Origin of the sequence: uncultured Roseicyclus sp. (assembly GCF_937892565.1) — a bacterium.
GTDB lineage: Bacteria > Pseudomonadota > Alphaproteobacteria > Rhodobacterales > Rhodobacteraceae > Roseicyclus.
This window is the reverse complement of sequence record NZ_CALAHQ010000005.1, coordinates 59,160-80,244: the sequence shown is the minus strand read 5'-3', so window position 1 is coordinate 80,244 and position 21,085 is coordinate 59,160. Positions and strand designations below refer to the sequence as shown.

22 protein-coding genes and 1 tRNA gene are annotated in these 21,085 nt (G+C 65.5%); 10 read left to right on the top strand and 13 right to left on the bottom strand.

Going from position 1 to position 21,085, the window contains the following annotated elements:
* Positions 1–38 precede the first annotated feature (38 nt).
* From Q0094_RS00975 to Q0094_RS00965, 3 genes are read left to right on the top strand one after another with little or no spacing between them, the layout of a single operon-like run.
* Positions 39–875, top strand: coding sequence for an alpha/beta hydrolase (locus Q0094_RS00975; protein WP_297614276.1), 837 nt, complete (start codon positions 39–41; stop codon positions 873–875).
* Positions 872–1,618, top strand: coding sequence for a 4Fe-4S dicluster domain-containing protein (locus Q0094_RS00970; protein WP_297614274.1), 747 nt, complete (start codon positions 872–874; stop codon positions 1,616–1,618). Before Q0094_RS00975 ends, Q0094_RS00970 begins: the two co-directional genes overlap by 4 nt.
* On the top strand, positions 1,618–2,496 hold the full coding sequence (locus Q0094_RS00965) for a DmsC/YnfH family molybdoenzyme membrane anchor subunit (protein ID WP_297614272.1): 879 nt from the start codon (positions 1,618–1,620) through the stop codon (positions 2,494–2,496). The genes Q0094_RS00970 and Q0094_RS00965 overlap by 1 nt, the downstream gene beginning before the upstream one ends.
* 30 nt (positions 2,497–2,526) lie before the next feature.
* On the opposite strand, the gene Q0094_RS00960 is transcribed toward Q0094_RS00965, so the two are convergent.
* From Q0094_RS00960 to Q0094_RS00935, 6 genes are all read right to left on the bottom strand, one after another.
* On the bottom strand, positions 2,527–3,231 hold the full coding sequence (locus tag Q0094_RS00960; RefSeq protein WP_297614270.1) for a ribonuclease activity regulator RraA: 705 nt from the start codon (positions 3,229–3,231) through the stop codon (positions 2,527–2,529).
* 123 nt (positions 3,232–3,354) lie between these two features.
* A tRNA-Pro gene (locus tag Q0094_RS00955) sits at positions 3,355–3,431 on the bottom strand.
* Between the two features lie 73 nt (positions 3,432–3,504).
* Positions 3,505–4,491, bottom strand: a complete 987-nt coding sequence (locus Q0094_RS00950; protein ID WP_297614268.1) for a DMT family transporter — start codon at positions 4,489–4,491, stop codon at positions 3,505–3,507.
* Positions 4,492–4,587: 96 nt separating this feature from the next.
* Complete coding sequence (locus Q0094_RS00945) at positions 4,588–5,334, bottom strand: SDR family oxidoreductase (RefSeq protein WP_297614266.1); 747 nt, start codon at positions 5,332–5,334, stop codon at positions 4,588–4,590.
* Positions 5,335–5,336: 2 nt separating this feature from the next.
* A complete protein-coding gene (gene leuB / locus Q0094_RS00940) occupies positions 5,337–6,440 on the bottom strand; it encodes a 3-isopropylmalate dehydrogenase (protein WP_297614264.1) in 1,104 nt (367 codons plus the stop codon).
* Between the two features lie 57 nt (positions 6,441–6,497).
* The gene (locus tag Q0094_RS00935) at positions 6,498–7,391 is read right to left on the bottom strand and encodes a LysR family transcriptional regulator (RefSeq protein WP_297614262.1); all 894 of its coding nucleotides are present in this window, start codon (positions 7,389–7,391) and stop codon (positions 6,498–6,500) included.
* 94 nt (positions 7,392–7,485) lie between these two features.
* On the opposite strand from Q0094_RS00935, the gene Q0094_RS00930 reads away from it, so the two are divergent.
* Positions 7,486–8,379 (top strand): epimerase, encoded by an 894-nt coding sequence (locus Q0094_RS00930; RefSeq protein ID WP_297614260.1) that lies wholly within the window; start codon positions 7,486–7,488, stop codon positions 8,377–8,379.
* Here Q0094_RS00930 and Q0094_RS00925 read toward each other — a convergent pair.
* The 3 genes from Q0094_RS00925 to Q0094_RS00915 all read right to left on the bottom strand — a co-directional run bounded on the left by Q0094_RS00925 (position 8,346) and on the right by Q0094_RS00915 (position 11,083).
* Positions 8,346–9,500 (bottom strand): endonuclease/exonuclease/phosphatase family protein, encoded by a 1,155-nt coding sequence (locus Q0094_RS00925; protein WP_297614258.1) that lies wholly within the window; start codon positions 9,498–9,500, stop codon positions 8,346–8,348. The genes Q0094_RS00930 and Q0094_RS00925 overlap by 34 nt on opposite strands.
* A 99-nt stretch (positions 9,501–9,599) precedes the next feature.
* On the bottom strand, positions 9,600–10,205 hold the full coding sequence (leuD, locus tag Q0094_RS00920) for a 3-isopropylmalate dehydratase small subunit (RefSeq protein ID WP_297614256.1): 606 nt from the start codon (positions 10,203–10,205) through the stop codon (positions 9,600–9,602).
* Positions 10,206–10,273: 68 nt separating this feature from the next.
* Positions 10,274–11,083, bottom strand: a complete 810-nt coding sequence (locus Q0094_RS00915; protein WP_297614254.1) for a DUF4198 domain-containing protein — start codon at positions 11,081–11,083, stop codon at positions 10,274–10,276.
* A 66-nt stretch (positions 11,084–11,149) separates the two neighbouring features.
* Between Q0094_RS00915 and Q0094_RS00910 the strand changes: the two genes are divergently transcribed.
* The gene (locus tag Q0094_RS00910; protein ID WP_297614252.1) at positions 11,150–12,232 is read left to right on the top strand and encodes a HupE/UreJ family protein; all 1,083 of its coding nucleotides are present in this window, start codon (positions 11,150–11,152) and stop codon (positions 12,230–12,232) included.
* Positions 12,233–12,363: 131 nt separating this feature from the next.
* Here Q0094_RS00910 and Q0094_RS00905 read toward each other — a convergent pair whose 3' ends face one another.
* The gene (locus Q0094_RS00905; protein ID WP_297614250.1) at positions 12,364–12,894 is read right to left on the bottom strand and encodes an HdeD family acid-resistance protein; all 531 of its coding nucleotides are present in this window, start codon (positions 12,892–12,894) and stop codon (positions 12,364–12,366) included.
* Between the two features lie 187 nt (positions 12,895–13,081).
* On the opposite strand from Q0094_RS00905, the gene Q0094_RS00900 reads away from it, so the two are divergent.
* Positions 13,082–13,222: a hypothetical protein gene (locus Q0094_RS00900; RefSeq protein ID WP_297614248.1), complete on the top strand. Its 141-nt coding sequence runs from the start codon at positions 13,082–13,084 to the stop codon at positions 13,220–13,222.
* Positions 13,223–13,231: 9 nt separating this feature from the next.
* Positions 13,232–14,443 carry an MFS transporter gene (locus Q0094_RS00895; RefSeq protein ID WP_297614246.1) on the top strand — a complete coding sequence of 404 codons (1,212 nt, stop codon included), beginning with the start codon at positions 13,232–13,234 and terminating at the stop codon, positions 14,441–14,443.
* A 40-nt stretch (positions 14,444–14,483) separates the two neighbouring features.
* On the opposite strand, the gene leuC is transcribed toward Q0094_RS00895, so the two are convergent.
* Together leuC and Q0094_RS00885 are read right to left on the bottom strand one after the other, a co-directional pair.
* Positions 14,484–15,890 (bottom strand): 3-isopropylmalate dehydratase large subunit, encoded by a 1,407-nt coding sequence (gene leuC, locus Q0094_RS00890; RefSeq protein WP_297614244.1) that lies wholly within the window; start codon positions 15,888–15,890, stop codon positions 14,484–14,486.
* A 284-nt stretch (positions 15,891–16,174) separates the two neighbouring features.
* Complete coding sequence (locus tag Q0094_RS00885; RefSeq protein WP_297614242.1) at positions 16,175–17,803, bottom strand: thiamine pyrophosphate-dependent enzyme; 1,629 nt, start codon at positions 17,801–17,803, stop codon at positions 16,175–16,177.
* A 55-nt stretch (positions 17,804–17,858) separates the two neighbouring features.
* Between Q0094_RS00885 and Q0094_RS00880 the strand changes: the two genes are divergently transcribed.
* On the top strand, positions 17,859–18,395 hold the full coding sequence (locus tag Q0094_RS00880) for an NAD(P)H-dependent oxidoreductase (protein ID WP_297614240.1): 537 nt from the start codon (positions 17,859–17,861) through the stop codon (positions 18,393–18,395).
* On the opposite strand, the gene Q0094_RS00875 is transcribed toward Q0094_RS00880, so the two are convergent.
* Complete coding sequence (locus Q0094_RS00875) at positions 18,392–19,426, bottom strand: FAD-binding oxidoreductase (protein ID WP_297614238.1); 1,035 nt, start codon at positions 19,424–19,426, stop codon at positions 18,392–18,394. The genes Q0094_RS00880 and Q0094_RS00875 overlap by 4 nt on opposite strands.
* A gap of 95 nt (positions 19,427–19,521) precedes the next feature.
* On the opposite strand from Q0094_RS00875, the gene mnmD reads away from it, so the two are divergent.
* Together mnmD and Q0094_RS00865 are read left to right on the top strand one after the other, a co-directional pair.
* On the top strand, positions 19,522–20,199 hold the full coding sequence (gene mnmD / locus Q0094_RS00870; RefSeq protein WP_297614236.1) for a tRNA (5-methylaminomethyl-2-thiouridine)(34)-methyltransferase MnmD: 678 nt from the start codon (positions 19,522–19,524) through the stop codon (positions 20,197–20,199).
* A complete protein-coding gene (locus Q0094_RS00865) occupies positions 20,199–21,077 on the top strand; it encodes a DMT family transporter (protein WP_297614234.1) in 879 nt (292 codons plus the stop codon). The genes mnmD and Q0094_RS00865 overlap by 1 nt, the downstream gene beginning before the upstream one ends.
* Positions 21,078–21,085: the final 8 nt, after the last annotated feature.

Here is a 21,085-nt window from a genome sequence, read left to right as displayed (position 1 = left end):
AGCGGGCGAAATCCCTGTCACGGCGAAAAGCCACGCCCATGACCACCGGCTTTGTCCCCTCCACCGATGGCACCGCCATCGCCTATCGCAGCGCCGGCAATCCGGCGCATCCGCCGATCGTGCTGATCCATGGCTGGGCCCAGGCTGGCATCTGCTGGGAGCCGCTGATCGACCGGCTGTCGGATCGCTTTCACCTTGTGGCCATGGATTTGCGCGGCCATGGCGCATCGGGCAAACCCGATGACGCCGCCGCCTATACCGACACCGCGCTTTGGGGCGCAGACGTGGCTGCGGTCATCGCCGCGCAAGCGCTGGACCGCCCCACCCTTGTCGGCTGGTCCTACGGGTCGCGCGTGATCGCGGCGTATCTTGCATGCCATGGCGACGCAGATCTGGCGGGCGTGGTTCTGGCCGGGGGCATTCTGGCCATCGGCGCCCTGCGCGAGGATTGGATGGTCGGCCCCGCCTCACCCGGGCGTGACCGCGATCTCTATACCGAGGATCTGGCCCGCCGCCTGCAAGCCACGGCGCGCTTTGTCGATGCCTGCACCCGCCACCCGCTGCCGCGCGCGCAGTATGGCGCGATGGTAGGGGCCAACATGCTGTGCCCCGCCCCTGTCCGCCGCGCACTGTTCGGCGCCGATCTCGATTTGCGGCCCAGCTATGCGGCCATGACTTGCCCGGGGCTGGTGATTCATGGAACCGAGGATGCCGTCGTCACCCCCGCAACCGGCGCGGCCGCCGCGGCGCTGATGCGTGATGGCCGCCACCTTGCCTATCGCGACATCGGCCATGCCCCCTTTCTTGAGGAGCCCGACCGCTTTGCCGGCGATCTGGCCGACTTTGTGACCACCTGCCGGAGCGTGCGCAGATGACCAGCCTTCCCACCCATACGGACCGCAAGCTTGGCCTTGTGATCGATCTTGATACCTGTGTCGGCTGTCATGCCTGCGTGATCGCCTGCAAGGGCTGGAACACCGAGCATTACGGCGCGCCCCTGTCCGATCAGGACGCCTATGGCGCGGCGCCTTCGGGAACCTTTCTCAACCGCGTCCATTCCTACGAAATCACCCCCGAAGCCGGCCCCGCACAGCTGGTCCATTTCCCCAAATCCTGCCTGCATTGCGAAGATGCGCCCTGCGTCACCGTCTGCCCCACCGGGGCCTCCTACAAGCGGGTCGAGGATGGGATCGTTCTGGTCAATGAGGCCGATTGCATCGGCTGCGGGCTGTGCGCCTGGGCCTGTCCCTATGGCGCGCGCGAAATGGATCTGACCGCGCGCGTGATGAAGAAATGCACGCTCTGCATCGACCGCATCTACAATGAAAATCTGCCCGAACAAGACCGCATGCCGGCCTGTGTGCGCACCTGCCCGTCGGGCGCGCGCCATTTTGGCGATCTGGGCGACCCTGACAGCGACGTCAGCCAATTGGTGGCCAGCCGCGGCGGCTTTGATCTGATGCCCGATCTGGGCACCAGGCCGGTCAACAAATACCTTCCCCCCCGGCCCAAGGATCAATGGGACGACACCGATATTCTTGCGCCGTTTCTCGAACCCGTCGCCCAGACACCGCAAGGGTTCCTCGGCTGGCTCGACCGCGCGCTGGAGCGTTTGTGATGCATCCCGCGCCGTCGGTCATCCTGTTTACCACACTCTCGGGATTGGGCTTTGGGCTCATGATCTTTCTGGGCCTGGGGTTTCCGCCAGTCACGGGCTGGGTGGCGTTCTGGTTCTTTGCATTCGCCTTTGGTCTGTCGGTGGGCGGGCTTTTGGCCTCGACCTTTCATCTGGGCCACCCCGAACGCGCGCTGAAAGCCTTCAGCCAGTGGCGCACAAGCTGGCTCAGCCGCGAGGCAATCGCGGCGGTGGCGGCACTTGTCGTCATGGGGATTTATGCCGTTGGGGCGGTGTTCATGGGCACAAGGATCACGGCGCTGGGCTGGATCAGCGCGGCCTTGTCGCTGGCGACCGTGATCACGACCGCGATGATCTACGCGCAGCTCAAATCCGTGCCCCGCTGGAACCAGATCGCCACGCCGCTGCATCTGGTCTCGGTCAGCCTTGCGGGGGGTGCGCTTCTGGCGGGACAGATCAGCGCGGCGCAAGTGCTGCTGCTGGTGGCCGGCGTGATCCAGATCGGCCATTGGTGGGTGGGCGACACACGCTTTGCCGAAGCGGGCCAATCCATCGCCAGCGCCACGGGTCTGGGCCGGCCCGGCCATGTCCGCGCCTTTGAAGCGCCCCATACCGGAACCAACTACCTGTTGCGTGAAATGGTCCATGTCGTGGGCCGCAAACATGCGCGGCGGCTAAGACGCATCGCCTTTGTGTCGGGATATGCGCTGCCGCTGTGCCTGATCTTGATCCCCGGTGCCGCGCATGGGCTGGGCGGGCTTGCGGTGGTCAGCCATGTTGTGGGGATCGCGGTGTCGCGCTGGCTGTTTTTCGCCCAAGCCGAGCATGTGGTGGGCCTCTATTACGGCGCGCGCGGATAAACCCCGCGCGCGCCCGGCCCGTGGGCGCGATTACTGCGCGTCCTTCCACGCCTTGTAGCGTGCCTTGGTGTCATCGTTCATCGGGTAAAGACCGGGCAACGCCACGCCACGATCGACCTCGGTCATGATCCAGGCCTCCATCCGCTCCTGCTCGGGGGCTTCGGCCACGACCTCGGCAAGAAACGCCTGCGGGATCAGCACCGCGCCGTCATCATCGACCACGATGACATCATCGGGAAACACCGCCACCCCGCCGCAGGCAATGGGTTCTTGCCAGCTGACAAAGGTCAGGCCCGCGACCGAAGGCGGCGCGGCCACACCCCGGCACCAGATCGGCAGACCGGTCGACAAGACGCCCGCCGCATCGCGCACCACCCCATCGGTGATCAGGGCCGCGACCTTGCGTTGCACCATGCGGTTGCACAAGATGTCGCCGAAGATGCCCGCATCCGTGATGCCCATCGCATCGGCCACCGCGATGCAGCCCTCGGGCATGGCCTCGATCGCGGCGCGGGTCGAAATCGGCGCCCCCCAGCTGGCGGGCGTGGCCAGATCTTCGCGCGCGGGCACGAAGCGCAGCGTAAAGGCACGGCCCACAAGACGCGGCTGTCCCGGGCGGATCGGCATGGTACCGCGCAGCCAGACATTGCGCAGACCTTTCTTCAAAAGGATGGTGGTCAGCGTTGCCGTGGATACGCCTTGAAGCGTCTTGATGAGGCTGGCGTCCAATGTCATGTCGTTTCCTCCTGTGCATGACGATCGCAATCGCGCCATCAGGGCGGCCGACATCATGCGACATCCACCCCTGTGCAAGGACGCAAATGCCACCTGTTCGGCGCCATGGCTGACTGGAATTTCTGGTCGGAGTGAGAGGATTCGAACCTCCGACCCCTGCCTCCCGAAGACAGTGCTCTACCAGGCTGAGCTACACTCCGACCGTGAGGGGCGGCTTACCCAAGGGCCAATGGCTTTGCAAGGGCCAATGGCTTTGCAAAGGGTCATCTGCGGCTACGACGGGTCGCGCGGCACGCCGGGATCCTTGGGCGCGTCGGGGGGTAGCGTGGTCATCGGCGGCACCGCTGATGACGCCGCGCGCGTCCGGCTGCGCAAAACCGGCATGGTGGCCGAACGCCCGCCCCGATCCTCGCGGAACACGATGTAAAGACCCGATGCGATGATCACCGCCGTGCCAAGAGCAGTGCTGCCATCGAGCGATTCGTTGAAAAACAACACACCAAACACGGCGGCCCAGATGATCTGGGAATACTGCATCGGCGCCACCATGGCGGCGGGCGCCAGCCGATAGGCAACGATCAAAAGCCATGTTGCGATCAAGGCGAATGCGGCGATGATGGCAGCGGCCAACAGATCAAGCCCCGGCATGGGCTTGTAGACAAACGGCAAAACCGCCCCCATCACCACGACATTGGCCATCATCGGATAAAGCAACAGCACCACCGACCGCTCGGCCCCGCCGATCTTGCGCATGATGACAGCGTTCAGCGCACCGCAAACCGCCGCCACCAGCGCCGCCAGATGCCCAAGGCTGAAATCCGTCACCCCCGGTTGCAGCACGACGATCACGCCGCACAATCCAACCAGCACCGCCCCCCCACGTCTCAGGCCGACCCGTTCGCCCAATATGGGGATCGCCAACAGCGTGATCAGCAAGGGCGCGGCAAACAAGATCGCGTAGGTCTGTGCCAGCGGCAGCACCGAAAAGGCATAAAAGGCCGTCGCGGCATTGACCACGATGATCGCCGTGCGCAGCGCCGTCCAGACCGGAAAGACAGGCTTGAGCGATGACCCCTTGCCATCGCGCATCATCAACAATGTCACCAGCGGAAAGCCGAAGAGCACACTGAAGAACACGATCTGAAACGGTGAATAGATGCCGCCCAGATATTTGATCAGCACGTCATGGGTGGCATAGATGGCAAAAGATGCCAGCGCCAGGGCAACGCCGCGCAAATGGGTCGCTTTTTCCGATGCCATGGCCTGTCTCTGCCGTCACGGGGTGTGGTGAGCGATATCAGCCCTGCGCCTTCGCGCAAGGGGGGTTGGCGGCAATCTAGCCGCCGGGCGAAACCCTCAGCCGCGCCGCAGCGCCGGAAGACCCACACCCGTGGCCTCGAACCCGCCATCGACGGCCAGCGTCTGGCCTGTGATGTAGCTGGCGCGATCCGAGCACAGAAAGGTGATCGCCTCGGCGATCTCGCGCTCTGATCCATAGCGGTTGAGCGGGATCGCATCGTGATAGGCGTCGATGATGTCTTGGGTGTGGACCGCCATGGCCAGCTTGGTGCGCACGGGGCCCGGGCAGACGCAATTGGCGCGGATGCCATGCGCGCCCAGTTCCACCGCCTGTTGCTGGGTCAACTGGATCACCCCCGCCTTTGACGTGCCATAGGCCACCCTCAGCGTCGAGGCGCGCAGCCCCGAAATCGACGCGATGTTGACGATCGCACCCCGCCCCGCCCGAAGCGCGGGAATGGCCGCCTGGCTCATCAGGAACACACCATCAAGATTTGTTTCCATCACACGCCGCCAGCGGGCAAAATCGGTCTGCTCGATCGGGCCGAAATCGGCCACGCCGGCATTGTTGACCAGCGCGTGCAGCCCATCAGCCAGCACGGGCGCCGTCATCACCTGTGCCACCTGATCGGGGATGGCCACATCGGCGGTGATCGCCACAGCATCCGAAACGCCCGCCGCCGCCTGTGTCAACTCGGGCGCGTCACGGTCGACCATGACCACCCGCCAGCCCTGCTGGGCGAACAATTGCGCCGTGGCAAGCCCGATACCGCGTGCGGCGCCGGTGACGAGCGCCGTCTTCATGTTCAGACGCCTGCCGCCAGCTTGGCCACGATGGCATCGCCCATCTGAGCGGTCGAAATAGGCTGGCCGCCGTCAGGGCCCATAAGATCAGCGGTGCGCAGACCATCGGCCAGAACCGCATTGACGGCATGTTCCAGCCGCTCGGCCTCGGCGCCCAGATCGAAGGAATAGCGCAACGCCATGGCAAAGCTCAGGATACAGGCGATGGGGTTGGCCTTGCCCTGGCCCGCGATGTCGGGGGCCGAACCATGCACCGGCTCGTAAAGCGCCTTGGGCCGCCCGTTTTCCATCGGCGCGCCAAGGCTGGCCGAAGGCAGCATGCCCAGCGATCCGGTCAGCATCGCCGCCAGATCGGACAACAGGTCGCCAAACAGATTGTCGGTCACGATCACGTCGAACTGCTTGGGCCAGCGGGTCAGCTGCATCGCGCCCGCGTCGGCATACATGTGCGACAGCACCACATCGGGGTATTCGGCATCGTGGATTTCCTGAACCACGTCGCGCCACAGCACGCCCGATTCCATCACATTGGCCTTTTCCATCGAACAGACCTTGTTGCCGCGCTTGCGCGCCAGCTCGAACGCCGACCGGGCCACCCGGGCGATTTCCGATTCCGTGTAGCGCTGGGTGTTGATGCCCACGCGCTCATTGCCTTCCTTGAAGATGCCGCGCGGCTCGCCGAAATAGACACCGCTGGTCAATTCGCGGATGATCATGATGTCGAGCCCCGCCACCACGTCCTTTTTCAGCGATGAGAAATCGGCCAGCGCGTCAAAGCATTGAGCCGGGCGCAGGTTGGCGTAAAGGTCCATCTCCTTGCGCAGGCGCAGCAAACCGCGCTCGGGCTTCACGCTGAAATCGAGGCTGTCGTATTTCGGCCCGCCGACAGCGCCCAGCAGCACGGCATCGACCGCCTGCGCCTTGGCCATGGTGGCATCGGTCAGGGGCGTGCCATGCACATCATAGGCGCAACCGCCCACCAGATCCTCGGAGACCTCGAACGTGATGCCGCGCGTGCCGAACCAGTCGATGACTTTGCGCACCTCGGCCATGACTTCGGGGCCGATCCCGTCGCCGGGAAGGATTAGCAAACTACGAGTGGTCATGGGTCTTGTCCCTCTGGAAATGCGTTGCGCACCGCCTATCCCGCGGCCCGGACAGCGTCAAGAAAGCAAAGGCGTCAGACCGCGGTCGAGCGCATCCCACACGGCTGCTATCCGGGGCTGGTGCCGCAGGCCCGGATGCGCCGTCAGCCAGACCGGCAGAACCGGAAGCCGAAGATCGGGCAGGATACGCCGAATGCCCGGCGTCCGGTCGGCCACCACCGCCTGCCCCACGCCGATGCCGCAGCCCGCCGCAACGAAGTTCCAATAGGCGACCTGGTCGTCGGTGCAGGTGGCGAACCAGTCGCGCGTCACCTCGAACCCCATCTCGCGCATTCCGCGCAACAGCTGCTCGTTGCGGTCGTAGCCCACCATCCGGTGCGCACGCAGATCCCCCGCAGTGGCCGGCGCGCCATGCCGCGTAAGGTAGCTTTCGGACGCATAAAGGCCCAGTGGCAGGTCGCCCAGATGCCGTGTCACCATGTCCAGCTGCGTCGGCCGGTACATCCGCAGCGCAAGGTCGGCCTCGTGGAACAGCAGGTTCTCGGTGGTGTCGCTGGCCACGACATCCACGTCGATCGCCGGATGGCTTTGCTGCAACCCGACCAGGATGTCGGGCAGGATAAGCGCCGTCACGAAGACCGACGCCGTCAGCCGCACGCGCCCCGCGGCAGAGTGCGATGTGCCCGCCACCTGCAACGACAGCCGCTGAACCGCGTGCCGCATGTCACGTGCCATCGGCAGGATCGTCTCGCAGAAGGGCGTGGGCCGCAGGCCGTGCGCATGGCGCTGGAACAGTGGCTGGCCCAGCAGGTCCTCAGCGCCGCGCACGTAGCGGCCCACCGTCGGCTGGCTCTGGCCCAACACGCGCGCCGCGCCCGAAAGTGACCCCGCCTCGGCCACTGCCAACACGCTGCGCAACAAGGTCCAGTCCAGATCGTGGGCAATATCCATTCATTATTAAATATCAGATGTCCGAATTTCCTCAATGCCCTTTCGATACTGAATGGATCAAGAACCGGGTCATCAACCTTGAAAGGATGCCGCGATGCCCCGCACCGCCCTTGTTCTCGGCGCGCATGGCCGTTTCGGCCGGAGCGCCGCCGCCGCGCTCGAGACCGCCCGCTGGCAGGTCCGCCGTTTCGACCGCCAGCGCGACGACCTCACCAGCGCCGCTGCCGGCGCCGCCCTGATCGTGAACGCATGGAACCCGCCATATTCGCGATGGGCGGCCGAGGTGCCGCGCCTCACCGGTTCGGTGATCGCGGCCGCGCGGGCCAGCGGGGCCGCCGTGGCGATCCCGGGCAATGTCTATGTCTACGGCACCGACCTGCCCCCGGTCCTGTCGCCCGACACGCCGCATCGCGCGACCAACCCCCTCGGCCGCATCCGGCGCGAGATGGAAGGCGCCTATCGCGAGGCAGGCGTGAAGACCTTTGTGCTTCGCGCGGGCGATTTCCTCGACACCGAGGCCTCGGGCAACTGGTTCGACCGCATCCTCGCAGCCAGGATCGCGCGCGGCCGCTTCGTCTATCCCGGCCCACCCGACATCCCCCATGCCTGGGCCTTCCTGCCCGATCTAGCCGGGGCGCTCGCCCGTGTCGCCGACCGGCTCGACGATCTGCCCCGTTTCTCCGAGTTCACCTTCGAGGGACACACCGCGGCCGGGCGGCAGATGGCCGAAGGGATCGCGCGCGTCACCGGGAGGCCGATCGCGCTGAAACGCATGTCCTGGCTCCCGATCCATCTCGCCTGGCCTGTCTGGCCCGAGGCCCGGCAGCTTCTCGAAATGCGCTTTCTCTGGAGCCGTCCGCACCGGATCGACGGCTCGGCCCTTGCCGCCCTGATCGGCCCACCCGCCGACAGGTCGCTCGATGACGTCCTGCGAGCCGCCATCGCGCCGCTGGGTCAGAACGCCAGGTCAACCCAAACCAGCCGGTGATCCGAGGCCTCAGCGGCCTCCTGGGGCGACACGCCCATCAGCAGCGCGTCCTCCGGCCAGAGCACCCCTGCGCCCCGCACCTCCAGCCCTGCCGCGGGCAGGATGTAGTCGACCCGCAGATCGCCCGGGGCCGGCTCGGCCCAGTCGGCGGTTTCGGTGCCACCACCGGGGCGCCGGGGGACGGGATCTTGCAGCCGCGGATGATCGAGCAGGGCGCGCAAGCCCACGCGCCGCCCTTGGCCCCGGTCGGGATCGACATTCAGCGTGCCCATCAGCGCAAAACGGTCCGCGTCAAAGGGCGGCCCCTCGGGGGACCAGCCATCGAGGTAAAGCTGCCAGAACCGCAGTTCATCTGCATTCCGAAACCCGTTGCGGTCTTCGGGGCCGTCGAAAACCGGAGGGCCCGCATGCAAGGTCAGGATATGGAACCGGCCATGCGGCGTCTCGATCGCCACATCCCAGGCGGCGACCGTGGCCAGCCGCAGCACCGCCAAAGCCTCGGGGCTCAAGACGCCAGGGGCCGCACTGCCCGGCAGGTCGGCCCAGAGAAACCGGCTGAAATCGCGGACCGGACCGATGGGGTGGCGCGACAAGATCGCCATGCCGCCCTGCCCGTTGAACAGGCCATAGCCATGCGCATCGCGCGCCCGGTGGCTCCGGCCATCACCATCGACATCGACCCCGGTGGGCCATCCGGTATTGGGGCGCAGCGCAAGTCGATGGGGATAGGGCGCGCCCGCCTGGGCCAGCGCCGCGGCCAGCGCATCAAGCGCGGCGGCGCGCGCATCGTAATCGATATCTTGCAACACCACCACATCGGCCCGTGCGGCCGCGATCACGGCGATGCTGGCCGCAATCGCGCGATCCTCGCCGCGCAAGATGTCGCGCAGCAATAGACCCGGCCCATCGCGGCTGAGTTGGGTGTGAAAATTGGCCAGACGAAAGGGCTCGGCCCCCACGGGCAGCGCCAGCCACAAAGCCACTGCTGCACCGATCACCCGCGCCGCGCAGCGACGCGCGCCGCACGGCACAACACCAAAGCAAGGCCCAAGACGATCCACCGTGCCACCCCCCGCCCGCGTCCACAGCGACAGGGCCGATTGCGCCCGCCGACGCGGCATCGGCCCCGGGCCCGTTAGCGGATCGTTAAGGGCGCAAATCCTAAGATTGCGTTAACGCGCGCGACGCCATGGCGGGCGAAATGCAGGCCGGGGCAGGGATCAGACCCAGGGGCGGGCTTGCGCGGCCTGCTCCTCGAAGCTTTGGATGGCTGCGGATTTTTCCAGCGTCAGACCGATGTCGTCGAGCCCGTGGAGCAGACAATGCTTGCGAAAGGCATCCACCTCAAAGCTGATGGCGCTGCCGTCCGGGCGCGTGATGGTCTGAGACTCCAGATCGACACTCAGCGTTGCATTGGCCCCGTTTTGGGCATCATCCATCAACAGATCGACCTGATCTTGGGGCAAGACGATGGGCAAGATGCCGTTCTTGAAGCAGTTGTTGTAGAAAATATCGGCAAAGGACGGCGCGATCACGCAGCGGATGCCAAAATCGAGCAACGCCCATGGCGCATGTTCCCGCGACGAACCGCAACCGAAATTTTCGGCGCCGACAAGCATCTGCGCCCTGCGATAGGCGGGTTTGTTCAGCACGAAATCGGCAATTTCCGCGCCGCTGTCATCATAGCGCATCTCATCGAACAGGTTCTTGCCCAAGCCCGAACGCTGGATGGTTTTCAGAAACTGCTTGGGGATGATCATGTCGGTATCGACATTGATCAGCGGCAACGGCGCCGCGATGCCGCTCAGCGTGGTGAACTTGTCCATCGGTCGTCTCCTCGAACCATCGGAGGTGCTTTAGCCCCTCGGCCCGCTGGCGGCAAGATGCGGGCCGCTTATCGCGGCACGCCAAAGGTCATGTTGGCCCAAAGCGTGCGCCATTCGGCGTCGCCTGCGGCTTGTGGCGTCATCGGTTCCAGCACGACCGCGTCGATCATGTAGCGATGCCCGGGCGCCACGGGCAACCGCACGATGCCCTGCCCATCGGTGCGGTGCAGCGTCACCTCGACCGCGCCGTCGGGGGCCTTGGCGAACATCTCGACCTGCACATTGGCGCGCGGGGCATCGCCCAGCCACAATTGCACGCCAAATCCACTGCTCAGATCATCGACATAGGGATTGGCCAAGGCCACGAATTCCGTGCGAAGACCAAACCGCGCGTCCGCGCCCGCACCCGGCCCCACCGCGACCAGCGACTTCGCATAGCGGATATAGACCTCGGCCACCCCCTCCTGATCGAGCCCGCGGGCGGCCTGCATCATGGCCACATCGCCCAGATCCTTGTGGTCGGCAAAAGCCACAAACCGCGCCCATTCCGACCATGTCAGGCTTTGGCCCGCCGTTTCATGCAAGATGATCGCCAATCCTTCGGCCAGCCCCCCCATGGCAAGGGCGGGAATGTCACCCAGACGCCCCTCGACCGGGTGCACCATGCCTTGCGCCATCACCTCAAAGCGCGCAAAGCCTTGGGGCAGATAGGGCATGGGGGCGCCGCGATAGGCCTCGCCCACCCGCAGATTGGCGACAACCGCCTGATCGCCCGCCACCATGAAGTCCACCGGATCGATCCAGAACTCATGCGCCAAGACCCCCTTGCCCCCGGCGGCAAATGCCACAAGTGTCATGGCCAGTGTGGTGATTTTCATCTGGTGGAGCTCCTGGTTATGGTCTTTCCAATGCTGGGTCGCGCGCTCGCGCTGTCAATGGCGCTGATGGTTACGTTTGCTGCCGATCTGCGCGCCCATGAAATCCGGCCGACCATCGCCGATATCGACATCGGCCCCGATGAGGTGACGCTGACGCTGCGGATCACGCTGGAAACGCTCTTGGCGGGGATCGATCTGGACCGGGTGCAAGACACGAATGACGCGCCCGAGGCCGCGATCTACGACAGCCTGCGCGCGATGGATCAGGGCCCGCTCGAGGCGGCGCTGCGCGCCGACTGGCCGCGCCTGTCGCAGGGGTTCTTGATCGAGGTCGAAGGCCAGCGCCTGTCGCCGGAAATCGCGGGCGTGTCGATCCCCGCGCCCGGCGAGATCGAGCTGCCGCGCGACAGCATTCTGACGATCCGGGCCGCCTTGCCGCCCGGCGAGGCAGGCGTGCGGCTTGGATTGGCGCCCGGTTACGGCAGCTTTATCCCCCGCCAGATCGGCGGCGGCGCCGATGCCTATGAGGGGTTCTTGAACGGTGGCGAGATGACACCGGAATTGCCACGGGGGGGCATCTTGACCGAAGCGGCGGGGGCCGTGTTCTTGCGCTACATCGTTGTGGGATTTGAACATATCGTGCCGCTGGGGCTCGATCACATCCTGTTTGTGCTGGGTCTGTATTTCTTTGCCAGCCGCGCGGGTGCGCTTTTGTGGCAGGTTTCGGCCTTTACGCTGGCGCATACGATCACGCTGGCCCTGGCCGCGACGGGGGTGGTCAAGATACCCGCCAGCATCGTCGAGCCGATGATCGCGGCCTCGATCGTCTATGTTGGCGTCGAAAACATTCTGGGTCGCGGCACCATGCGGGGTCGGACCGCGCTGGTGTTCGGGTTCGGGCTTTTGCATGGCTTGGGCTTTGCCAGCGTGCTGGGCGATTACGGCATCGCCTCGGGGCGCTTCGTGCCGGCGCTTTTGGGCTTCAACATCGGGGTCGAGATCGGGCAGTTGGCCGTGATCGCCATCGCCTTTGCCGTGACCGGATGGTTCATCGCGCGGCCCTGGTATCGCCGGGCTATCGCCATCCCGGCATCGCTCGGAATTTCCTTGATCGGCGCCTATTGGGTCGTGGAACGCACGCTTTTGTGACCGCCAAGGCCGGGTGTCACTGACCCGGCCCTGTCCTGTCCTGTCCGATCGCGCGCGCCTGCGCGCTTGGGCCCTGCCGCACCAAGACGTGCCGCGTGACAAGCGCACCGCGCAAGATCATCGGGCCGGGTTCAACCCCGCAACCGCGCCTTGATCTTGCGCAAGAAGAAGGCCAGAACGACCAACCCGATGCCATTGAAGATCAGTTCGATCCCCAGCAGCACGCCCAGCAGCCCCGGCGCGACTTCGAAGAAATTGGCGCCGATGTAGCCGACCAGCAGAAGTGTCAGCGCACCCGAAATCAGCATCGGCCAAAAGAATGCGGTGGCGCGCATCTGGAACGATGTGATCAGCCGCGCGATGCCGGATGCCGCGAACAAGATCGTCACCAAAAGCGTCAGCGAAAACACCCCCTCAAGCGGGTTGAAGATCAGCGAAACGCCCAGCAGCAGCATGAAAAGCCCGATCCCAAGACCGACCAGCCTGGACCAAACCCCCGCATCGCTGAACCCGACGAGCATCTGGAAACCGCCCGCTGCGGCAAAGAGGATACCCGCCATGATCGTGACCGACACCGAGGCCGCAACCGGATTGGCCAGAACAAAGAGGCCAAAGGCGACCGATAGAATGCCAAGAACAAGCCACTTGACCCACGCCTTCATCACATTCTCCAAAGTTTGTTTTTTCTCATCTTAAGAGTTGATGTGTCTCTATATGGGAATTTTCCATCCAGCCAGAGGTTCCGTGGCCGGGAGATGAAAAAGCCCGCCCCTCGGGGCTGAAATGGCCCGGATCCGGCGTCATGGGCTGGCCATCCAGTGACACCGCGCGCATGTCTAGGCGCCGCGTGTGACCACCATCGGCGCCGCGGTCAGGGGTCAGGGGTCAGGCCATGGCGCGGCTGCAGGGTACATGGGCATGGCGATCCGGGTCTGGCTGGCGGATGCCGCAATCGGGGCGTATGGGATGGCGAACCGCATCTTTCCGTGATGGCCCCCGATGCTGAGCTTTCTGGCTGATAACAGGCGCTGGCTGGCAACAGGCGTTTTGCTCGCGCTTGGTGCCTGTCTTGGACACACATGGTTCATCGCGCTGTTCGCGGGCGAAATCCGGGCAGAATACGGGCTGAGCGACGGGCAATGGGGGCTGCTTTACACAGCCGCGACCTTGAGTTCGGCGGCGCTTTTGTTCGGGCGCGGCTCATGGGCAGATACGGTGCCGCTATCGCGGCTTGCCCCGATGGTGGCCGTCGTCTTTGCCGCAGCGGCGGTGCTGATGGCGCTTGGCCATGCGATCTGGACCCTTGGGGTCGCGGTTTTCTTGCTGCGCTTTTGTGGGCAGGGCATGTTCAGCCATATCCAGCAAACGGCCATGGCGCGCTGGTTTGTGGCCACGCGGGGCCGCGCCATGGCCATCGCCAATCTGGGCTACACGACAGGACAGATGCTTTTGCCCCTGCCCGCGGTATTGCTGATGGGCTGGATCGGGTGGCGCGCAAGCTGGCTGGTTGTGGCGGCCGTCTTGTTGCTGTTCATCTTGCCGCTGCTTGTGGGGTTGCTGAAACAAGACCGCACGCCCCAACACAGCCTTGGCGGGACGGTCGGGGCACCCGGGCTTGGCGGGCGACATTGGCACCGGCGCGAGGCCATGCGCCATTGGCTGTTCTGGGCGCTGGTGCCCTTGATGCTGACGCCCGGCTATGTCGGAACAGTGGTGTTTTTCCATCAGGTCCATATCGCCGAGATCAAGGGCTGGACGCTGGTGGCGATGGCCCCGGCCTATCCGGCCTGGGCCCTGTCCGAGGTCGCGGCGGCCTTTGTCGCGGGCTTTGTCGCGGATCGCTTCGGGCCGGCACGGTTGTTGCCGGTGGCGCTCCTGCCGATGGGTGTGGGCATCGCGATGATCGGCATGGCCGAGACGCCGCTGGCGTGGATCATCGGCATCGGGCTGATCGGCGTCACCCAGGGGCTGACGAATACGGTCTGGGGCACGCTTCTGCCCGCGACCTATGGCACCGACCACATCGGGTCGGTGCGCGCGGTCGCCAGTGCGGTGCTGGTCGTCTCGACCGCGCTGGGTCCGGGCGTGGGGGGCGTGATCATCGACGCCGGCCTCCCGGTGCCAGATCAGGCCGGGGTGATGGCGATCTGGTGTCTGGGGCTGTCGCTGGCGATGTGGCCCGTGATGCGTCGCATGCTGCGCGCGCCCTGAGACGCCACGGGCGCCCCAAGGGGCGCCCGGTTCGGCCGGTTCACATCAGGTCGCGCACATCCGTCAGGCGGCCGGTGACAGCCGCCGCCGCCGCCATCGCGGGGCTCATCAGATGGGTGCGCCCGCCACGGCCCTGACGGCCTTCGAAATTGCGGTTCGATGTCGCCGCGCAGCGTTCGCCGGGCGAAAGCTGGTCGGGGTTCATCGCCAGGCACATGGAACAGCCCGCAAGGCGCCATTCGAAACCGGCATCCTTGAAGATGTCGGCCAGACCCTCTTCTTCGGCCTGAAGCCGCACAAGGCCCGATCCCGGCACGACCATGGCGCGGAGGCCGTCCTTGATCTTCTTGCCCTTCAAGATCGCGGCCGCCGCGCGCAGATCCTCGATCCGCCCATTGGTGCAAGAACCGATGAAGACCGTGTCGATCTCGACATCTTGCAGCCGCGTGCCGGGCTTGAGCCCCATGTATTCCAGCGACCGCCGGGCGGCATCGACCTTGCCACCCTTGAAATCCGCCGGGTCGGGCACGGTCGCGGTGATCGGCAGCACATCCTCGGGCGAGGTGCCCCAGGTGACGACGGGGGCGATATCCTGGCCGCGGATGGTGACGACCTTGTCCCAATGGGCATCCTCATCGGAATAAAGCGTCTTCCACCACGCGAGCGCTGCCTCGAACTGTGCACCCTTGGGGGCATGCGGGCGGCCCTTGACATAGTCATAGGTTTTTTCATCCGGCGCGATCAGGCCCGCGCGCGCGCCGCCTTCGATCGCCATGTTGCACACGGTCATGCGGCCCTCCATCGACAGCGCGCGGATCGCTTCGCCGCAGTATTCGATGACATAGCCCGTGCCGCCCGCCGTGCCGGTCAGGCCGATCACCGACAGCGTGATGTCCTTGGCGGTCACGCCGGGCGGCAACTGGCCCGTGATCTCGACCTTCATGTTCTTCGATTTCTTCTGGATCAGCGTCTGGGTGGCCAGGACGTGTTCGACCTCGGAGGTGCCGATACCATGGGCCAGCGCGCCGAACGCGCCATGGGTCGCGGTGTGGCTGTCGCCGCACACGACCGTCATGCCGGGCAGCGTCCAGCCCTGTTCGGGGCCCACGATATGCACGATGCCCTGACGGATATCGCTGACCGGATAGTAATGAATGCCGAAATCGCGGGCGTTCTGGTCAAGGGCCGCCACCTGAATGCGGCTTTCCTCGGGCATCTGGTCGGGGTTTTCGCGGCCCGCCGTCGTGGGCACGTTATGGTCAGGCACGGCGATGGTCTTTTCGGGGGCGCGAACCTTGCGGCCCGCCATGCGCAACCCTTCAAAGGCCTGTGGGCTGGTGACCTCATGGACCAGATGGCGGTCGATGTAGAGCAGACAGGTTCCATCCTCGGCCTCATGGGCGAGGTGGGCATCCCAGATCTTGTCGTAAAGCGTTTTGCCGGTCATGGCTGCGTGTCCTTTTGTTCCGGGCGTCGATGGGTTGGGCGAAAGGCGGCGCTCAAAGATCCCCCAGCCGCGACAGGCGCGCACCGAAAAAGCGCCACGGCATCCGTGCCCGATCCGCTATGTCGAAAACCCCATGCATCTTGCGTTTGATCTACTGGGCCGCCCGGGCGCGTGCAAGGGCGTGATCCAGCGGCGCGCCTGCGGCGCATTGCTTTTGTCGATTGGGGGGCGCTGCCCCCGTCCCGTTCCGAGACTCCCCAAGGATATCCGAGAACCAGAGAAGATCAGAGGGGCAGATTCCGGGTCGTGCTGAGCATCTGGGGATCAAGGCGCAATTCGATCAGATGCAGCCCCCCCCGATCGGCGGCATCGAGGGCCAAGGAAAGTTGCTCCATCGCGGTCACCAGATGACCCGTGCCGCCATAGGAGGCGGCAAGCTGGACATAGTCGGGGTTGAACAGGTCGGTTCCCGACACCCGCCCCGGGTAGTGCAGTTCCTGATGCATGCGGATCGTGCCGTAGCGGCCGTTATTGGCGATGATCACCGTGATGTCGGCGCCATATTGGCGGGCAGTCGACAGTTCTTGCAGTGTCATCTGAAGACAGCCATCACCGGCGAAACAGATCACCGGGCGCTGGGGATATTCCAGCTTGGCGGCGATTGCGGCAGGCAGACCATAGCCCATCGAACCCGATGTGGGGGCCAGTTGGGTCTTGTAGCCGTGATAGCGCGCATAGCGATGGACAAAGGCTGCATAATTGCCCGCGCCATTGGTGTAGATCGCGCGCCCGGCATAACGATCCGAGATCGTGCGCACCACCTGTTCCATCTTGACCGCACCCGGCGTTTCTTGCGGCTGTTGCCAGCTTTCGTAATCGGCACGCGCCTGCAGGGTCCAGCTTTGGTCCCTGATCCGGCCCTTGGCGCCGCGCAAGGCGGCCAGCACCGCGGGGGCGGGCGCGGCAAGGCTGGCGGTGGGCTGGTAAACCGTGCCGATCTCATCAGGGTCGGGATGGATGTGGACGATCATCTTGGCGGGATTGGCCGGGTCAATCAGCGTATAGCCGTTTGTAGCGCTTTCCCCCATGCGTGCCCCAAGGATCAAGAGCGCATCGGCCTGACGCAGGCGGGCGCCGAGCCTGGGGTTCATCCCCACGCCCAGATCACCGATGAAACCGGGATGCGCGTTGTCGATGTAATCCTGCCGTCGAAAGGTGACAGCGACGGGCAGGCCCGTGGCGCTGGCCAGCGCCTCGAGATCGGCCTGTGCGGCCTGTGTCCAGCCCGGACCACCCGCCACGATCAGCGGGCGATCATGGGCCAAGAGCCGATCCAGAAGCGCCTGTGCGATCAGCGGATCGACCGCAGACATCGGCGGGCGCGCGGGCCCCAGATCGGGCACATCGGCCATCGCCGACAAGATATCTTCGGGCAGCGCCAGAACCACCGGGCCAGGCCGGCCCGAGCGCGCGACATGAAAGGCACGCGCGATGTATTCGGGCAGACGCGCGGTGGTTTCCACCTCGGCCGCCCATTTCACCAGCGGCGAAAAGAAGCGGCGGTAATCCACCTCCTGAAAGGCCCCCCGGTCGCGGTCGGTCAGCGCGATCTGGCCCACAAAAGCCACCATCGGTGTCTGGTCCTGCATCGCCACATGCAGGCCCGAAGCGGCATTGGTGGCGCCGGGCCCGCGCGTGACAAAGATCACGCCGGGCTGGCCTGTCAGCTTGGCATGGGCCTCGGCCATCATCGCGGCGCCGCCTTCCTGACGGCAGACGATGTTCTGGATCTGGTGATCGTAAAGCCCGTCAAGTGCCGCCAGAAAGCTTTCGCCCGGCACCGAGAACACACGCCGCACGCCGTTGATCGCCAGCTGGTCGGCCAGAATTCTTCCCCCATGCCGCTTGGACATCGCGCGCTCCTGCGTTAGCTCCGTTGCCAGAGGGTTTGACCGGAGGGAACGGGAAATGTCCAGCTTGAGGCTGCTTGGAATCTGTGGCTCGCTGCGGGCGGCATCGTGGAACCGCAAGCTGATGCTTGAGGCCGCGCGGCTGTTCGACCCCGCAGAGTTCACCGAAGCCAACCTGCGCCTGCCGCTGTATGACGGCGATCTGGAGGCGCTGGGCATCCCGCCCGAGGTGCGGCTTGTGGCCGATCAGATCCGCGCTGCCGATGCGGTGGTGATCGCGGGGCCCGAATACAACAAGGCCATGTCGGGTGTGCTGAAAAACGCGCTCGACTGGATCAGCCGGGTGCCGGGCGGGGTCTGGCGCGACAAGCCGGTGGCGATCTTGTCGGCCGCCGCGGGCCGCGCGGGCGGCGAGCGCACGCAGATGACGCTGCGCCATGCGCTGTCGCCGTTTCGGGCGCAGGTTCTGCCGGGGCCCGAGGTGATGATCGCTGCCCCCGAACGGGAATTCGATGCAAACGGGCGGCTGACGGGCGAGAAGCCGGTGCAGCTCCTGACCGAGTTGATGGGCGATCTGAAGCGCGCGGCGGGCTAGAGATTGGCCGCGACCCGGAAGCTGTCGGGGATCGCGTCACGCCCTTCAAGGACCAGATCGGTCATCAGCCGCGCGACCATCGGCGCCATGCCAAAGCCGATCTTGAAGCCGCCATTGGCGACATAGGCGCCGGGCCGCGTGGGGTGCGCCCCCAGCATCGGCGCGCGCGACAGCGTGCGCGGGCGCAACCCCGCCCAGCGATCCAGCAGCGCAGCATCCTGCAAGGCCGGGCAAAGCCGGCGCGCGGTGGCGATCAAGGCATCAAGCTGGGCATCGGTGGTATCGGCGGCGTCATAGTAACGTTCCGAGGTAGAACCGATGGCCACAGTGCCATCCGCATGAGGCACGATATGCAGCGCCTCGGCGAAAAGCTGCGGCGCGGTGCGCAGATCGGCGCGCAAAAGCGCAGCCTGTCCCTTGACGCCGTTGCCAACGGCCCGGCCCAGATCGCGCGACAGATCGTTCAAACCGGCGACCCCGGTGGCCCAGACCTCGGTCGCGGCGCCGTCGGAGGCCGCCGCCCGGATGCGCCCACCCTGTGCCGTGATGGCAGCGGCAAGTGCCGCACAGGCGCGGCGCGGGTGCAGCCGTGCGGTCAGCGTGTCATGCACAAGCCAGCCCGTCGGACTGTCGAGCAGACCGGGGAAATCGGTGACAGGCACAAGCGACCAGTCATAGCGCCCCTGCCACAGATCGCGCGCCGTGGCGCCGCGCTGACGGGCCAAGGCAAGGCCGGTTTCATCGATCACGGGTTGCAGCCGCCCGGTCCGGGCATAGCCGGGATCGACCCCGCCCGCCATCGCCACGCTGGCCCAAAAGCCATCGGCCATTTCCAGCGCGTCGAATTGCACCTGTTTCTTGGCGGTCCAGTCATCGGGCACATGCGGGGCCAGCGCACCAACCAGCCCACCCGAGGATCCGGCCCCGATTCCATAGGGGTCCACCACTTCGACCGACGCGCCGCGCCGGGTGGCCTCCCATGCGATCGACAGGCCAAAGACGCCCGCGCCGTATATCCGAAGCTCTGCCATTGCCAATCCCCCGGCCCTGCCGCAGTGTCGTGTCGCTAGGGCCCCGCGCAACATGACGCTACGGCCGGAGCGCAGCATTAGACGAGCCGCAGGGCATGGACCAGCCAAGACATCAGATCGATTGGCGCGACACCGCGTCAGGTGGCCGGGTGCCTGTCTCACAACGCTTTGACGACCCCTTCTTTTCGCTCGATGACGGGTTGGCCGAAACGCGCCATGTGTTTCTGGCGGGCAACGACCTGCCCATGCGGTTCCAGCCCGGCTTTCATATTGCCGAGCTGGGTTTTGGGACGGGTCTGAACCTGATTGCGGCTGCGCTGTCCTGGTCGGAGGCGGGCTTGCGGGGGCCCTTGCATTTCACCAGCTTCGAGGCTTTTCCCCTGTCCCCGCGCGATGCACGCCTGGCACTTGCGGCTTTTCCCGAGGCAGCCCCCTTTGCCGATGCCATCGCCGCCGCGTTGGAGGGATCGGGCCAGATCGAGACGCCAGAGCTATCGGTGCGGATCGTCTTTGGCGATGCGCGTCAGACCGTGCCGGCGTGGGGGGGGTGCGCGGATGCGTGGTTTCTTGACGGGTTTGCCCCCGCCCGCAATCCGGAATTATGGGAGCCCGCGCTGTTGCGTGCGGTGGCCGACCATACGGCACCGGGGGGCAGTTGTGCCACCTATTCGGCAGCGGGGTGTGTGCGTGCCGCACTGGCCGAAGCGGGCTTTGCGGTTTGTCGCGTGCCGGGCTATGGACGCAAGCGGCACATGACACGAGGGCGGCTTTAGTGGCGGTTCAGAATACGAAACTGGGCATCTGGCTGATGGTGGCAACCAGCTTTGTCTTTGCCATGCAAGACGGGATCAGCCGGCACCTTGCGGGCGAATACAATGTGCTGATGGTGGTGATGCTCCGCTATTGGTTCTTTGCCGCCTTTGTCATGGCGGTGGCCGCGCGCAAGGCGGGCGGATTGCGGGCGGCTGCGGCGACCAGCCAGCCGGGCGTGCAGATATTCCGGGGCGTTCTGTTGGCGGCCGAGATCTGTGTCATGGTGCTGGCCTTTGTGCTTTTGGGATTGGTGGAAAGCCATGCGGTCTTTACCTGCTACCCGCTGTTGGTGGCGGCACTCTCGGGGCCGATCTTGGGCGAAAAGGTCGGCTGGCGGCGCTGGACGGCGATCGGTGTAGGGTTTGCGGGTGTCTTGATCATCTTGCAGCCGGGTTTCCGGGTGTTTCAGGCAGAGGCGCTGATCGCGCTTGCCTCGGCGCTGATGTTCGCGCTTTACGGCTTGATGACGCGGTTTGCCGCGCGCAAGGACACGGCGGCGACCAGCTTTTTCTACACCGGCACGGTGGGGGCGGTGGTGATGACGGCCGTGGGCATCTGGTTCTGGGAACCGATGACGCCGGTCGACTGGGCGTGGATGGCGCTTTTGTGCGTCACCGGCGCCACGGGTCATTGGCTGTTGATCAAGGCCTATGATGTCGCCGAAGCCAGCGCGGTGCAGCCCTTTGCCTATCTGCAACTGGTCTTTGCCGCAACGCTGGGGATCACGGTGTTCGGCGAGGCATTGGAATGGAATGTGGCCTTGGGCGCGGCGATTGTGGTGGCCGCGGGGCTGTTCACGCTGCTGCGGGCGCGCGCCAAGGAACGGGGTCAGGCGTAAGGATGCGC